This is a genomic window from Virgibacillus aidingensis (genome assembly GCF_010994035.1).
Taxonomy (GTDB): domain Bacteria; phylum Bacillota; class Bacilli; order Bacillales; family Amphibacillaceae; genus Virgibacillus_N.
In genome coordinates this window covers 55583-69887 of sequence record NZ_WIXN01000017.1, presented here as the reverse complement: position 1 = coordinate 69887, position 14305 = coordinate 55583, and the positions used below count along the sequence as shown (strand labels likewise).

The window sequence follows — 14305 nt, the reverse complement described above, 5'->3', positions numbered from 1 at the left end:
ATGAATTCACATTAATAAAAACCTGCATAAGATGCGCCTACAATAATAAGCAAAATAAACAATACAACAATAAAGGCGAAACCTCCGCCATATCCAACTCCACCTGCAGCTGGTGCACCCATTAATAACACCTCCCTATCTACCTAACATCAATATATGGTAAATACCCCCTATGGGAAATGGATAGGTACCCAGAAAAAGAAAATTAGGCATACTTTTTATACACATTGGACTGCAATATTTGGTTTATCACTGCCTAAGGCGATTGTAATTTAGAATTATTTCCACTCCTCTTCCATTATAACTGTCCATTACGCTTGGTTGGGTGCATTCATACACTGTTATAACTGCAAGGATTTGGAGGTGATTGAATGTCTGTTGCACATTTCCATGGACTTTGCCAAAGGTATAAAGGCAGAGGTGTCGAGATCAGAATGAAAGATGGGAAAGTCCACAGAGGGATTATTAGGCATGTTGATAATTCGAGGGTATATTTACAGCCCCTTGGCAGACCTGGCGGTTTAGGCGGATTTGGCTGGGGATGGGGCTGGGGTGTCACTGGCTTCGGTATTGGATTGGCCCTTGGCGGTATATTAGGACTGGCTTTAATTCCCGGATTTTGGATTTAAAATAATTGATGATAAACAAGAGACAGAAGGAGTTCATATGTTGCTGTCTCTTGTTTATTAATTCTGCTTTAAAAGAAGGGAGACCGCCAATTCAATATGAAATGAATTACATATTGAAAATCTTTCTTATCCGCCGTTTTTCAATTGTGCAATTTCTTCTGAGGGTAACGTCATCAAATCTTTTGTATTCATCTTATTTTCTTTGGCAAATTTTTGTACGATATAGTAACCAACACTGTAACCAAGCATTTTGGGCTGAAAGCGTAAGCCGTATAATAAATCATGATGGCTTCTGTCAGTTTTGGGAATGTCCCTGTTGGGAATAAGCTTGGTTTTCCACCACTTCTCGAGCATGTCATCCGGATAATATTTACACCAGCTTGCCAAGTGTTCCTCTCCAAGTTTTTCATGAACTGCCTGTTCAGCTAAACCTTCCAATATAATGGAGTCGAGCAGCACGTAATCTTTCTCTTTTTTTGGAAATTTTTGCATCCTGCATACATGGTTATATTCATGAATGAACAGTGCTCTCATTTCCTCTTTGGAAGTTTCATCAGAAATAAAGAGGAAAAGTTTATCTGCAAATGCAAGTCCCGATTTTCCGTTATTCTCTTGTTTTAATCTTCGGCTATCCGATGAAGGAAAAATAAAAACCGGAATATCCGGCCCATTCCAAATATGTTTTAAGTGTGTGAATTCCTTCTGAACAAATTCCCATATTTTTTTTCGCTGCAAGTACCGAATAAGTTGTTTTCCATTTTTTAAAGGAGTTTGATACATACCATTGATCATTAAATGATGGTATATTTCAGTGCTGTCAGCCCCGGGAAATAATGCCTCCAGTTTTTCACACATTTTTATCGGATCATCATAGGCCTTGATCAGCCATTTATCTGTAGAAATAACTCCCATTGGCGTTCACCTTATTTCAATATTTATAGTTAGCCTATGGTTTATACAGGGCCGGTGTTCATTCTTTCGCTAAGATTTTTATAAGGTTGTTGTAACTAATTGAAATTATTTTCCATAAACTATGGCATCATCAAATAGCGGAGGAAGATTATGAATATACGAAAAGCTACCATAAAAGAAACTGAAAAAATACTTGCCCATGCTCTTCAAGTACTAAAGGAAGCAAGTATGGGGCATGTTGTTCCGAGGAAAACAAAAGCTATCCAGCATGCGGAAAATTTTCTGACTAATGGTGGTTATTATTTTGTTGCCATCGAGGATAATATTATAAAAGGCTGGATCGGGCTCAGTAATGGGCTGAATTATAATACAGATGAACCGATCGGTTTTATATCAGAGCTTTATATTCTCCCGAAGTACCGTAAACAGGGGATAGCAGAGGAATTGCTCAAAGAGGGGCTTTTGCAGTTTGAAAAGATGGGTTATGAACAGGTGCAATTGAATATATATGCAGGAAATAACGCTAAAATATTATACGAAAAAATTGGATTTTTCGAGGTGTCATCAATAATGCAGAAAAATATAAAAGAATAAAATAGTTTTATCATCAAATGACGGTCATTTGGACAAACTAATCTTGAAATTCCCAAGATAGGAGGTCCAAAATTTGGAAAATAAAGCGAAACAGAAACAGTCGCGGGGAAACAACAAGCTGGATCAGACGGAACAAAAAGCTAAAAAAGAACCAACAGTAAAGTCGGAAAAAATTCGTTATAAAAATGCTGATACCATTTATGATCTGTAACATGGATAAAAGTGAAGAAGCATGCCTCTTCACTTTTCAATTTTTACTTTCCATCACTTTTCTCGTATTCATCATAAATAATTCGGGTTACTCGGGTTGATTCACCGCTTCTTATTTCTTCCTCATTTGCTTTTTCTCCGAATGAATCATCCGGATCTATGCCGGGAGCCTGAACTTCGGCTGCTTTATATTCTTTCTTCTTTTTATTGTTTCGCAAAATATCCCTCCATTCTTTTTTTATTTTTTCCAATGGTTTAAATGGAATTCATCTTTCACCTGGAAAAAGCACTTAATTAGAAAAAAGTGATTTCTGTAAATTTTTGACCTGCAAAAAAATACCTTTCATATTTTGGAGCATATAATCCAACCTATGTGTGAAAGGGAGGTTTTTAAATGAATCAGCAACTGCGGAATCTTATGACATCAGACGTTTATACGGTGAGTGAAACGCAATCTGTCCAGGAAGCTGCGGCGATCATGAGTGAATATAATATCGGTTCTTTGCCGGTAGTCAATAATAACGGTGAAATGGTGGGAATCATTACAGACCGCGATATCACACTTCGCTCCACTGCTCAGGGAGAAGCTGCCGAAACAAATGTTTCAGAGGTGATGACTGACCGGCAGGTTGTTCAGGGGTCGCCTGATATGAATGTGGAAGAAGCAGCACAATTAATGTCCCAGCAGCAAATCCGCCGCTTGCCTGTTGTAGAAAACGGTCAGGTTGTTGGCATGGTTGCATTGGGAGATATAGCGGTGGACAGTCAGTATAATGATGAGGCGGAAGAGGCGTTAAGCAGTATTTCAACCCCATCGGCTCCTCAAAAGTAACCATTTCAAGTGTCAGCATTCGTAAGTTTTGCTGTAACTTTTCAATTATTACTTCCTTTTAAAATAGCAGGCTGTTCCGGGAATTTCCCGAAACAGCTTGTTTTATTTCGGCTGATTTAGATGGATTTCCATGTTATGAGGTAAATTTAACCAGGGGGAAGGACGTGTGCTGGTGTGATCGGATAGAACCAGATATCGAGCATTTTTGAGTTGTCATTTTCTCCTTACATATTTCCGGTTAATTTTGGGTGTACATAATTGTTTGCCATCCCTTTTATAAGGGTATGAGGAAGAATACTGATATAACAGGTTTCTTTGCCGGATAGTTTCCTATTATTTTGCCTGCATTACAGTGCATGGCTGAGCATTTTTTATCCTGCCTGCAGGTGTGCTGTTTTCATTTGCTTTGAGAAGGAAATACATGTGGAGAGGGGTATTCATTCATTGGACAGTTATCAGCTCCTTTTATTATTAATCATTGGTTACATCATCTATTCTATTGATAAAAAGCAGGAATATTTTCCTGTACCTGTCGTTTTGCTCGGATTAGGGCTCTTAATATCTTTTATTCCATACTTTGAAAGCATATCAATAAACCAGGATATTTTATTTTTTGTATTTCTTCCTGCTGTTCTTTTTGTTTCGGCATATCAATTTCCGCTCGATATTTTGCGCAAGGATAAATGGATTATAGGCAGCTTGGGAACAATAGGGGTTTTGTTAAATGTCATCGTTTTAGGATCAGCGATTTTTGCAGTCGGAAACCTCTTTATTGATATCTCTTTCATTGCGTCATTGCTGATTGCTGCCATTCTAGCTCCGACCGATCCGGTTTCTGTCGTTTCCATTTTGAAAAAATCATTAAGCAATGAAAAAATAGCAGATATTGTGGAAGGGGAATCTCTGCTGAATGACGGAACCAGTATTGTCTTATACACTGTGCTTTTGGGGATGTTAATCAATCAAACCAGCTTCGCACCAATGCTTATTCTTGGTGAATTTTTTATTGTCTCCATCGGAGGAACGCTTATAGGACTCGCATTCGGCTGGATCATGAGTAAAGCTGTTTCTTATTCGGCAAACCGGCAATACCAGGTAATGCTGAGTATTATTGTTGCTTACGGCAGCTTTCACCTGGGAGAACTGCTTGGTGTGTCCGGAGTTCTCGCAACGGTTACCGCGGGAATGATGCTATCTTTTGAATTTGGTAGAAATATTAAAGATAAAAAACATTTTCATGAGGCATTGAATGGATTTTGGGAGGTTGTCGAGCCATCCATTTTATCGATCATGTTTCTAACCATCGGCATTTTAGCAATGGATTATCTATTCTTTCCGGAATGGCTGCTTGTTATTATTATTTTTACTATGTCACTTTTGACAAGATTTATTGTTTTAAGCGGGATCACCCGGACTATTCCTACATGGAGACGTGAATTTTCCATGAAGGATGTTGGCATTATTTCTTTCTCAGGAATAAAAGGCGCAGTTTCAGTTGTGCTGCTTTTAGGCCTGGAAGCCACAGCCCAGAACGACGATACCCTCGTATCCCTCGCCTTCGGAACTATAGTATTATCTATCTTTATACAAAGCATCGGCATTTTTCCTCTGTCAAAAAAATTGTAAATACAGGGACGGTTCTCCCGTATCTTCTTCAAGTAAATTCAGTTTATTAAAACGAGAGAACCGTCCCTATGTTTCATGTGCAAAGTTGTGATAGAATATATTATACTTCTTTTATTTTCCTTCGTTTTCCTTTCCATTTTAAGAGAAAAGGTGATGGTGTATGAAATTAATTCTCGCAGAAAAACCCTCCGTTGCAAAAAACATCGCTGATGCATTAAAAATTAAAACAAAGAAAGACGGATATTTTGAAGGGACAGATTACTTGATTACCTGGGCATTTGGTCATTTGGTTGAATTGTACGATGCCAAGGATTATGACAGTAAAATGGCACGGTGGAGCATGGACAACTTTCCCTTTATCCCGCAGGAGTTTAAATATAAAGTTAAAAGCAATCCCAGGAACAGAAAAAGTACCGATCCGGGTGCTGCTAAACAGCTTAAAATCATCCAGCAGCTAATGAAACGCCCGGATGTGGAAGCAATTATCTCTGCCTGTGATTATGACCGTGAAGGGCAGCTGATCGGAGACAGTATTATTTACCGGGGCGGCAGGCAGAGCAAGCCGGTCTATCGTTTATTGCTTAATGAGTGGACACCTGGAGAAGTTCAGCAGGGTCTGAAGTCCACCCAGCCAAACCGGACAATGAAATCTTTAAGGGATTCGGGGATCAGCAGACAATGGGCAGATTGGGTGATCGGGATTAATTTGACTTCCGTTGCCACATTAAAATATCAGAAAGGAAAAGGCAAAGCGCTTAATATTGGCCGGGTTCTCCTGCCAACCTTAAAAATTATCTATGATCGGGACACGGAAATAGAAAAATTTGTTCCTGAGAACTATTTTAAACTGCAGGCAAAGTTTCAAACAAAAGATAAAAATGAGTATGAAGGGGCTTATACAGAGGGAAAAGGAGAAAAGTTTAAAAAGAAAGAAAAACTGGAGGCAATTCAAAAAGCTATACAACAAAAACAGGGTACGATTGTTGATAAAATAGTGGAGAGAAAAAAGGAATTTCCGCCGCTTCTTTTCAATCTTTCCAATCTGCAAGGACATATAACAAATAAATATAAAGGCTGGACGTCGGATAAAGTCTTAAAGACTGCACAATCCCTGTATGAGAAAAAGCTGATTACATACCCGCGAACATCAAGCAGGGCCCTGGAAGAAAGCCTAACCGGAAAAACGGCCCATGTTCTTAAAACCCATGCAGCGGACTTGCCATATAAAGATGAAATTAAATTTATGAAAACAAAAAGGGTATTTAACAATGACAAAGTCGAGAGCCACAGTGCTATTACGCCAACTTATCTCAGACCGAAAAAGCTTACCGGGGATGAACAGATTGTTTACACTGCGATAAAAAACCGTTTTATCATGCAATTCATGCCCATAGCGGAATATGAAGAGACAAAACTCCAAACAAAGCTGGAGGGCCAGGACGGGCTGTTTATTTCGAAAGGCCGGGTACAGCTTGCAGAAGGCTGGAAAAAGGTAGAAAACATTCAATCAAAAGAAGCCATTTTGCCGTTTGTTCAGGAAAATGAAACTGTAAGTCTGATAGACTCCAAGATTTCTTCTCATGTAACCAAACCGCCAAAGCAGCATACGGAAAAAACATTGCTTCGTGTGATGGAAACATGCGGCAAGGGATATAAAGACGAGGAAAATGAGGAGGAATTGGCAAATATTTTAGCTGGTTTCAGTATCGGCACCCCGGCAACCAGAGCGGAAACAATAAAGAAACTGAAGGAAGCAGGATACATTAGCGTTAAAGGAAAAAACTTGGAATGCACACATCTGGGCAGAAAACTGGTAGAAACTTTCCCGGTGAAAAGTTTGTTTGATCTCGAATTTACCGGGCGTCTGGAAAAATCATTGTCTGATATTCAAAAAGGAATGGAAAACAAAAGTGCTTTTTTAAAGCAGATTTTTACATTTACCAATCAATCGGTAGAAAGAATAAAAGCGGATCAGCAGGGAATCATCAAAGAGATTCCAGCAAAAACAAACACGGAAGAAATCATTGGTAAATGCCCTGCGTGCGGAAATGATGTAATCGATGCCTACATTGGTTTTACATGCAGGGATTGGAAAAAAGGCTGTGATTTTATCATCTGGAAGAATGATAAATACCTGGCAGCATTAAGGAAAAAACCGGGCAAAACGATGGTGAAACAACTTCTAAAAAATAATAAAACGTATGTAAAAGGGCTGACAAGTAAAAAAGGGAAGAAATTCAATGCCTATTTGAGATATATAAAAAATAAAGATAATGATTACTACAGCTGGGAAATGACATTTAGAAAAAAATCCGGACGTTAGCTGAAAATTCTAGCTCACGTCCGGATTTTTCTTCTATTCGTTTGATAATTTCAGTATATCCAGCAGTTTAAAGAACAAACCGAGAATAATAGCAACCACTGTTGCAAGCCCCATTCCGGTTAATTCGACGGAACCAATCTGGATAGTTGCCCCGCTGATACCGATAACCAAAACGACACAGGTTAAAATCAAATTTTGTGACCGGTTATAATCCACATTCGCCTCTACCAGCATCCGAATCCCGCTCGCTGCAATGATACCGAAAAGGAGCAGTGAAATTCCCCCCATTACCGCAGCAGGAATAGAGGAAATGAGGGCAGCCAATTTTCCGATGAAGGACAGCACAATGGCAATTACTGCCGCTCCGCCAATAATCCAGGTGGAATACACTCTAGTGATTGCAAGTACCCCAATATTCTCACCGTACGTAGTATTTGGAGTGGAACCGACAAAACTTGAGATAATGGTGGAAATCCCGTTCCCCATTAAAGAACGGTCAAGACCGGGGTCCTTTGCCAAATCCTTTTTTACAATATTACTTGTTACGAATAAGTGTCCGATATGTTCCGGTACTAAAACTAATGCAGCTGGCAGGATAACAAGAATGGCCGACCAGTCAATTTTCATCTGATAATATTCCGGCATGGAGAACCATGCAGCTTCTTCCACTGCAGTAAAATCAACCAGGCCAAATGCAAAAGCAATGATATAACCTGCCACAATACCGATTAAAATCGGAATTATTTTCAAAAATCCTCTCATGGTTACCCAGCAGATAATAGTAATAGCCAGGGTCAATACAGCAACTGTTACCGTGTTAGGATCCATGGTCCATCCAGGTCCGGCTTCTGCATCGGGAATTAAGCCCGCCATTTCTGCAGCAACGGGAACAAGCTCAAGGCCAATAACTGCTACAATGGCTCCCATGGCAGCGGGCGGAAAAACGACATCAATCCATTTTGTCCCGGCGATTTTTACAATGAGACCAACCAGTGTCAAAACAATACCGACTACAAGAAATCCGCCGAGGGCATAGCCGTAGCCTTCCCCGCCGGCATATTGGCCCAGGACTACAAAGACCGGGGAAATAAAAGCAAAACTGGAGCCCAGGTAGGCCGGAATCTTTCCCTTAGTTATAAATAGATAGATTAATGTTCCTACACCATTCATTAATAGAATGGTTGCAGGGTTAACCCCAAATAGTACAGGAACCAAAACAGTAGAACCAAACATCGCAAATAAATGCTGGAAGCTTAGTGGTAAACTTTGTAATAAGGGCAAGCGTTCATCGACTTTAATTTCTGTGTACTTTGCCAATTATTATCCTCCTCTTATTTATGATTCATAAGTTACCACTGCAAATGAAAAAACACCTTGCTTTTGGCAAGGTGTTTTCAGAAATAAAAATATGCATACTGGTAGACTGCTGTATTTTTATTTGCGGCAGGCCTGACCTGCTTCACCTTGCCAGCCTCGCGGGACTGGGTTAAAGGTAACCGTATGAAATATCTTCTCAATAATTATCGCAGGATGTTTCCAAACTGTCAATGAAATTTTTAAAAAGGGCCTATAAAACTATGCTTTTAATTGGGTTTTTAATATTTTTCCGCTCACTGTTTTCGGGAGTTCTTCCATAAAGGTTATCCTTTTAGGACATTCAGTCTTATCCATCTTATTTAAGCAAAAATCCATCAGCTCCCGTTCGGTTGCTGTTTGACCTTTGTGCAAAACGATAAATCCCTGTACGATTTCCCCTAATTCCTGATCGGGAACCGGAATAATTGCTGCTTCCTGTACGGCAGGATGACTAAGCAATATTTTTTCAACATCCATAGAGGACAGAGGTGTTTCACTGGATGTGATATCTTTCATTGGTTCCACTACATGAATCTTCCCGTTCTTATCGATGGTTCCCTTATCACCGGTTCGGACCCATCCTTCTACTGCCGACATATTACTGCTCTGGTCTACCACTCCTTGACCTTTTACGATAATTTCACCGATCTCTTTGCCATTATGCGCAACATCTTTCCCGTGCTCATTTACTACTCTGACTTCTGTTCGAGTCATGAAATTTCCCCACCTTTTATATAAATTTCCTGTAGTATTTTTATTTAATATGAAAATTATATCATATTTTACTGAAAGCGTTTTACTGGAAAGTTATTTTCATGTAAAAATTTCTCTGGAAAAAATAAAGCTTCTATCTTTCCGGCTGAACAATAAAGCTAAGATAGAAGCCGTTTCCCCTGAATAGCGAATTGCATTGACTAGTATATAAGATATTTAGGAGGTGTCACTATTGCGCAGGCATGCGAAACCAATTATGTTACCGCCAAAATTTGTGGCCCATGATCATAAAGTGCAGCGGATGCAGCCGATTGTCCAACCTATTGTGCATGTAGATCGTTACAATATTGTAGATGTACCAAGACCTATTTACAGGCCAATGAGAAAAAGGGTTGTTGTGGATCCAAGAGCCAGATACTTTTAATCTTACCTGGACTGGGACATCATTTAAAAGTCAAACAATCACCTTACCAGAGTCGGGAAAATTTGTCCCAGCTCCTTTATGGTTTACCTTCCGTTAATAATTGTTGAACGATAGGTTGGAAAAGATTACAATGAAAGGGAAATGTCAATATTTCAGAAAATCATGATTATTAATGTACTCACCCTGGGCTTTTATTGCAGTGATTGCAGCAGGTAACAATGCCTGATGGCAAAGAAGCAAGGATAACAATGAAACAGCATCAGATAATGAACATTTCTCTTCTTCCTCAAATTCTGGTCTTGACTAAAAAAAATGATGAAAAAGAGGAACAAGTACCGGGTCGATACCCGGAAACGCAACAAGTTTCGTAACCAGACTCAGGCCGAGACTAAAGATCCCGGCAATGAACCGACAGATAAAAAAGAACCTTCAGATCCCAATGATAATTAAATAATATTAAAAGGAGTGAGTTCTTTTGGCAGAACTAACAGGCAAAACAGCAATTGTAACCGGTGCCAGCAGTGGAATCGGAGCTGGAATCTGCAGACATTTTGCTGAAGAAGGTGCTAATGTGGTACTGGCAGCCAGAAGGAAGGACAAGCTGGATGCGCTTACAGAAGAAATAAATAAAAAAGGGAAAGGAAAGGCTTTTGCTGCGGTTGCGGATGTTTCTGTTCTATCTGACATGGAAAAGCTGGTCAAATATACCAAAGAAACAGTGGGAGATGCAGATATCCTGGTAAATAATGCCGGACTGGTAGGTTCCTCCAGGGTGAGGGACGGTGAAGTGGCTGAATGGGAAAAAATGATAGATGTAAATATTAAAGGTGTTTTATACGGAATCCAGGCTGTACTGCCTGATATGATCAGCCGTTCTTCGGGACATATTATAAATACAGCATCTGTTTCCGGGTTCGAGGTTACGAAGACAAGCACGGTGTATAGCGCCACAAAGTTTGCTGTGCGGTCGATTTCACAGGGGCTGGAAAAAGAGCTTGCCCGTACAGGGGTACGTGTAACGAATATTTCACCGGGAATGGTCGAAACGGAACGCAATTCCGAAAGCCTGGCGTCATACAGCAGAAAACCGCTGCAAACGGACGATATCGCCAGGGCGGTTGTTTATGCTGTTACCCAGCCGGATTACGTGAATGTAAATGAAATTACAGTTCGACCTGTATAAAGAAGTTTAGTGTCGGATAGTTTGTAATTAATAGGATAAGTTCAATAGCCTATTTATAAAAACTTTGATATGATAAATATGTTATATTATAGTTAAAGTGCATCTATATAGTTTTACTGGCATTATCAGCTTATTTATTAGATCGCTTAGTACTTAGAACAATAAAGGAAGGTGGAAGTTATATGAGTTCGAACAAGCCAAAAATAGTAATTCTGGGAGCAGGATATGCCGGTTTGACCACTGCCAGGCGCCTGACCAAACAATTGACCCCGGAACAGGCAGAAATTGTATTAGTCAACAAACATAATTATCACTATGAATCAACGTGGCTTCATGAAGTAGCTGCGGGAACAATTAATCCTAATCAGGCCCGTGTAATGATCAGTGATGTTGTAAATCCTAACAGGGTTCGCCTTATTTACGATTCAGTGGTGGAAATCAAAAAAGACGACCAAACCGTTGTATTGGAAAATAGTGAACTTACCTATGATTATTTGGTAGTGGCTTTAGGCTTTGAATCCAATGACTTTGGCATCAAGGGAATGAGTGATTATGCCTTTGCCATTGAAGATATTGATACCAGCCGCTTGATCAGTGAACATATTGAGTATCAATTTGCAAAATATAATAACGATGAAAACGCTACAGAAGAAAGTTTGCATATATTAGTCGGCGGTGCAGGTTTTACAGGTATAGAATTTGTAGGGGAGCTTGCGGAAAGAGTACCGGAGCTTTGCAAAAAATATGATGTAGACCGCAGCAAAGTACGCATCATCAACGTAGAAGCAGCACCATCCATTTTGCCTATGTTTGATAAGGACCTTGTAAGCTATGCGATGAAATCACTGGAAGACCGCGGTGTAGAATTCAGAATAGGAGCACCTATCTCTGAATGTACCCCGGAAGGGTTTATTGTTGGAGAAGATAATGAGTTAATCAAGGCCGGCACAGTTGTATGGACCGGTGGTGTAAAAGGAAGCTCTGTACTGGGGAACTCCGGGTTTGAACTTGTCAAAGGAAAAGTGAATGTTGACAGTGATCTGCGCATGCAAGGAGAAGAAAATATTTTTGTCATTGGTGACTGTTCATGGGTTTGGAACAAAGAGGCAGACCGCCCATATCCGCCTACTGCTCAGTTAGCTGTACAGGAAGCAGCCGTGGTAGCTGCCAATTTGAATGCGCTACTTACTAATGGACCATTAACAGAATTTGTATTTGATGACAAAGGAACCGTTGCATCACTTGGGGTAAATGATGGCATTGGAAATGTGTTTTCCAACTACAAGCTTTCCGGTAAAAGTGCTGCAGCAATGAAAAAAGTGGTGGACAACCGTTCCCTGTATCTGATGGGGGGACCTAAACTGGTTCTTAAAAAAGGAAAAGTCCGTCCGTTTTAATTACAGGCTGTATTGTTTTTTAAAAGAACCTGTATTGCGAAAACCTTATCTTGCATTGAAATCGGGAGGTTAAACATATGAAAAATAAAACATTTTGGAGTTTTTTATTAGTCATTGCTTCTTTAGTCGGTTATCGCCTGCTGAGTGATTACCTGGAAGATACAAGAGATTTCCGATAAGAATGAAAGGCCGCCTAGCTGCAGTTAGGCGGCCTTTTTAACAAGGTGAATAGTCGGAAAGAATAATCAATGTTTTTTAATAAAGAGTGTTTTTCGTCATAGATATAATATAAAGTTTTTTGGTATGATAGCGATGGAGGGATGTATATGAATACAGGAATCGTTATATTTTTAATAGTATTATTTGCCGCAGCATTGGCCGGCACATTTTTTGCTTTTAGGCAAGAGGAAAATAAAATCAAAAGATATGAAGAAGAAGGGGTCACACCCCAGGATGAAATAAAACGTTCCCTTGATTATGAAAAAAGTTCTTTAAAATCAAATGTTCCTATTCAGCTTTGGATTTATTCAATTGCCATATTTTTATCGTTATTGGCTTTTGTTATTTATTTAATTTTATAAACGTATGCCAGGAGAATTCCTGGTTAATTTTTTGCTTTTTTCCCATACTAAAAATGGGAGGCATGAAAATGAAATTTCTTACATTATTTGTTTTAATATTAATCTTTCCCATTCCTGCAGCATCAGCAAATTTAGATGCTGATGAAGATATACCAAAAATGGAAAAAGTGGAAATTGAGCAATACTCACTAAATCCTGTTGAGTCTCTTTTTATCGATGAGGGCAAGCTAAAACAATTGGTGGCCAGTCTGGAGAAAAAGGTTTATATAGCCCCAGAAAATGCAAGGATAAATGAAACAGGTGAAATTATTGATGGGGAGCCGGGAACCATGCTGGATAAGGAAGAATTCCACCGAACATTCAGGGAGGCATTTTATAGTGATCAACAGGAAAAAGTGCTGGATATCCCGGTAAAAGATGTCTTTCCAAAAGTGAACCGGGAGTTGCTCGAAGATATTAGTTCGAATAAACTCGGCAGCTATTACACATCTTTTAATCAAAACAATAAAGAACGTTCACATAATATTTCTTTAGCAGCAGAAGCCATTAACAATTATGTGGTTTTTCCCGGTGAATCTTTTTCTTTCAATGAAGTTGTCGGGGAACGGACGATGGAAAAGGGGTATAAACGTGCGCCGGTTATTGTAAAAGGAGAGCTTGCAGAAGATATTGGCGGAGGAATATGTCAGGTGTCTTCCACGCTTTTTAATGCAGTTGATTTAAAAGGAATTCAAATTATTGAAAGATATGCACATTCCAAAGAGGTACCCTATGTGCCTCCGGGAAAAGATGCTGCAGTCAGCTGGTGGGGACCTGATTTTGTATTTAAAAACATATATAATCAGCCGTTATTAATTCGTGCAGCAGCAAAGAACGGGAACCTTATGGTTTCTATCTACTCTTCCGATACAGCAGATTTTTTTAAGGGTGATTAATTTCACGTTTTATCCGTGCGGCACGCATCACCCGTACATTGACCGACAGGAACGATTTTCCGGTTTTTGGCTGTGAATTGGTATATTCTCTCCCCAAGTCCGCTCCATTTTACAAGATACATGAATGGCAGAAGAAGCCACATGACTGGTAATTGTTTTGCTATTTCAATTAAAGCCTGATAACCCTGAAACCATTTGCCTTTATGAAAAACATGGAGGCTTTTTTCCATTGCTTTTGCATAGGAAGATAGTTCACGAAACGACTGAAATGTCAGTTTCCTTCCCCAATCCACTTTTTGCCAAGCCGTCTTTGATGTCTTACACATGGAACAATCACCATCGTAATAAACGATCAATGCTGTCACCTCCGCTTAAGTTCATTGTAACATATATACGGACTATTTTTTACTGCAGAAAATTGGTGAATACGTCCCCCACCAGTGAAGCAAACACCTCATACATCAGGTTACGAACGGTTTCTTCAAAATCAATAAGATTGCCTGTTTGGTGTATTAATGTGTATAATTTTGATATAATAGTATTCATGAAGAGGCCTCTTTCTAAATGTATTTGCCGTGGTAAGCATACA

Annotated in this window: 19 protein-coding genes; 12 read left to right on the top strand and 7 right to left on the bottom strand. The window is 39.5% G+C overall.

Annotation, left to right across the window (positions count from 1 at the left end; genetic code table 11):
• Positions 1 to 11: 11 nt before the first annotated feature.
• Positions 12 to 122, bottom strand: coding sequence for a YjcZ family sporulation protein (locus tag GHD25_RS14255; RefSeq protein WP_164217983.1), 111 nt, complete (start codon positions 120 to 122; stop codon positions 12 to 14).
• Between the two features lie 249 nt (positions 123 to 371).
• Here GHD25_RS14255 and GHD25_RS14250 point away from each other — a divergent pair, with 249 nt between their 5' ends.
• Positions 372 to 629 (top strand): hypothetical protein, encoded by a 258-nt coding sequence (locus GHD25_RS14250; protein WP_164217981.1) that lies wholly within the window; start codon positions 372 to 374, stop codon positions 627 to 629.
• 126 nt (positions 630 to 755) lie between these two features.
• On the opposite strand, the gene GHD25_RS14245 is transcribed toward GHD25_RS14250, so the two are convergent.
• Positions 756 to 1541, bottom strand: coding sequence for a DUF2268 domain-containing putative Zn-dependent protease (locus GHD25_RS14245; protein WP_164217979.1), 786 nt, complete (start codon positions 1539 to 1541; stop codon positions 756 to 758).
• A gap of 150 nt (positions 1542 to 1691) precedes the next feature.
• Between GHD25_RS14245 and GHD25_RS14240 the strand changes: the two genes are divergently transcribed.
• Entirely contained in the window at positions 1692 to 2135 is a 444-nt protein-coding gene (locus GHD25_RS14240; RefSeq protein WP_164217977.1) for a GNAT family N-acetyltransferase, read from the top strand.
• Between the two features lie 73 nt (positions 2136 to 2208).
• Positions 2209 to 2346: a hypothetical protein gene (locus GHD25_RS14235; RefSeq protein WP_164217975.1), complete on the top strand. Its 138-nt coding sequence runs from the start codon at positions 2209 to 2211 to the stop codon at positions 2344 to 2346.
• A gap of 43 nt (positions 2347 to 2389) precedes the next feature.
• Here GHD25_RS14235 and GHD25_RS14230 read toward each other — a convergent pair whose 3' ends face one another.
• A complete protein-coding gene (locus GHD25_RS14230) occupies positions 2390 to 2563 on the bottom strand; it encodes a hypothetical protein (protein WP_164217973.1) in 174 nt (57 codons plus the stop codon).
• Positions 2564 to 2739: 176 nt separating this feature from the next.
• On the opposite strand from GHD25_RS14230, the gene GHD25_RS14225 reads away from it, so the two are divergent.
• The 3 genes from GHD25_RS14225 to GHD25_RS14215 all read left to right on the top strand — a co-directional run bounded on the left by GHD25_RS14225 (position 2740) and on the right by GHD25_RS14215 (position 7126).
• Positions 2740 to 3177 carry a CBS domain-containing protein gene (locus tag GHD25_RS14225; protein ID WP_164217971.1) on the top strand — a complete coding sequence of 146 codons (438 nt, stop codon included), beginning with the start codon at positions 2740 to 2742 and terminating at the stop codon, positions 3175 to 3177.
• Positions 3178 to 3600: 423 nt separating this feature from the next.
• Positions 3601 to 4803, top strand: coding sequence for a cation:proton antiporter (locus tag GHD25_RS14220; RefSeq protein ID WP_240452373.1), 1203 nt, complete (start codon positions 3601 to 3603; stop codon positions 4801 to 4803).
• A gap of 160 nt (positions 4804 to 4963) precedes the next feature.
• Positions 4964 to 7126 (top strand): type IA DNA topoisomerase, encoded by a 2163-nt coding sequence (locus GHD25_RS14215; RefSeq protein ID WP_164217969.1) that lies wholly within the window; start codon positions 4964 to 4966, stop codon positions 7124 to 7126.
• 33 nt (positions 7127 to 7159) lie between these two features.
• Here GHD25_RS14215 and uraA read toward each other — a convergent pair whose 3' ends face one another.
• Both uraA and GHD25_RS14205 read right to left on the bottom strand, forming a co-directional pair.
• A complete protein-coding gene (uraA, locus tag GHD25_RS14210) occupies positions 7160 to 8443 on the bottom strand; it encodes a uracil permease (protein WP_164217967.1) in 1284 nt (427 codons plus the stop codon).
• Positions 8444 to 8701: 258 nt separating this feature from the next.
• Positions 8702 to 9196: an AMP-binding enzyme gene (locus tag GHD25_RS14205; RefSeq protein WP_164217965.1), complete on the bottom strand. Its 495-nt coding sequence runs from the start codon at positions 9194 to 9196 to the stop codon at positions 8702 to 8704.
• Between the two features lie 232 nt (positions 9197 to 9428).
• On the opposite strand from GHD25_RS14205, the gene GHD25_RS14200 reads away from it, so the two are divergent.
• The 6 genes from GHD25_RS14200 (at position 9429) to GHD25_RS14175 (ending at position 13716) form a co-directional block, all read left to right on the top strand.
• Positions 9429 to 9620 (top strand): hypothetical protein, encoded by a 192-nt coding sequence (locus GHD25_RS14200; protein WP_240452372.1) that lies wholly within the window; start codon positions 9429 to 9431, stop codon positions 9618 to 9620.
• A gap of 218 nt (positions 9621 to 9838) precedes the next feature.
• Complete coding sequence (locus GHD25_RS14195) at positions 9839 to 9991, top strand: hypothetical protein (protein WP_164217963.1); 153 nt, start codon at positions 9839 to 9841, stop codon at positions 9989 to 9991.
• A 104-nt stretch (positions 9992 to 10095) separates the two neighbouring features.
• Positions 10096 to 10803: an SDR family oxidoreductase gene (locus tag GHD25_RS14190; RefSeq protein ID WP_164217961.1), complete on the top strand. Its 708-nt coding sequence runs from the start codon at positions 10096 to 10098 to the stop codon at positions 10801 to 10803.
• Between the two features lie 182 nt (positions 10804 to 10985).
• The gene (locus GHD25_RS14185; protein WP_164217959.1) at positions 10986 to 12200 is read left to right on the top strand and encodes an NAD(P)/FAD-dependent oxidoreductase; all 1215 of its coding nucleotides are present in this window, start codon (positions 10986 to 10988) and stop codon (positions 12198 to 12200) included.
• A 326-nt stretch (positions 12201 to 12526) separates the two neighbouring features.
• A complete protein-coding gene (locus tag GHD25_RS14180; RefSeq protein ID WP_164217957.1) occupies positions 12527 to 12781 on the top strand; it encodes a hypothetical protein in 255 nt (84 codons plus the stop codon).
• A gap of 68 nt (positions 12782 to 12849) precedes the next feature.
• Entirely contained in the window at positions 12850 to 13716 is an 867-nt protein-coding gene (locus GHD25_RS14175; protein ID WP_164217955.1) for a VanW family protein, read from the top strand.
• 2 nt (positions 13717 to 13718) lie between these two features.
• Here the strand turns inward: GHD25_RS14175 and GHD25_RS14170 are convergent, their stop codons facing one another.
• Together GHD25_RS14170 and GHD25_RS14165 are read right to left on the bottom strand one after the other, a co-directional pair.
• The gene (locus GHD25_RS14170; RefSeq protein WP_164217953.1) at positions 13719 to 14072 is read right to left on the bottom strand and encodes a thiol-disulfide oxidoreductase DCC family protein; all 354 of its coding nucleotides are present in this window, start codon (positions 14070 to 14072) and stop codon (positions 13719 to 13721) included.
• Between the two features lie 49 nt (positions 14073 to 14121).
• A complete protein-coding gene (locus GHD25_RS14165) occupies positions 14122 to 14262 on the bottom strand; it encodes a hypothetical protein (protein ID WP_164217951.1) in 141 nt (46 codons plus the stop codon).
• Positions 14263 to 14305: the final 43 nt, after the last annotated feature.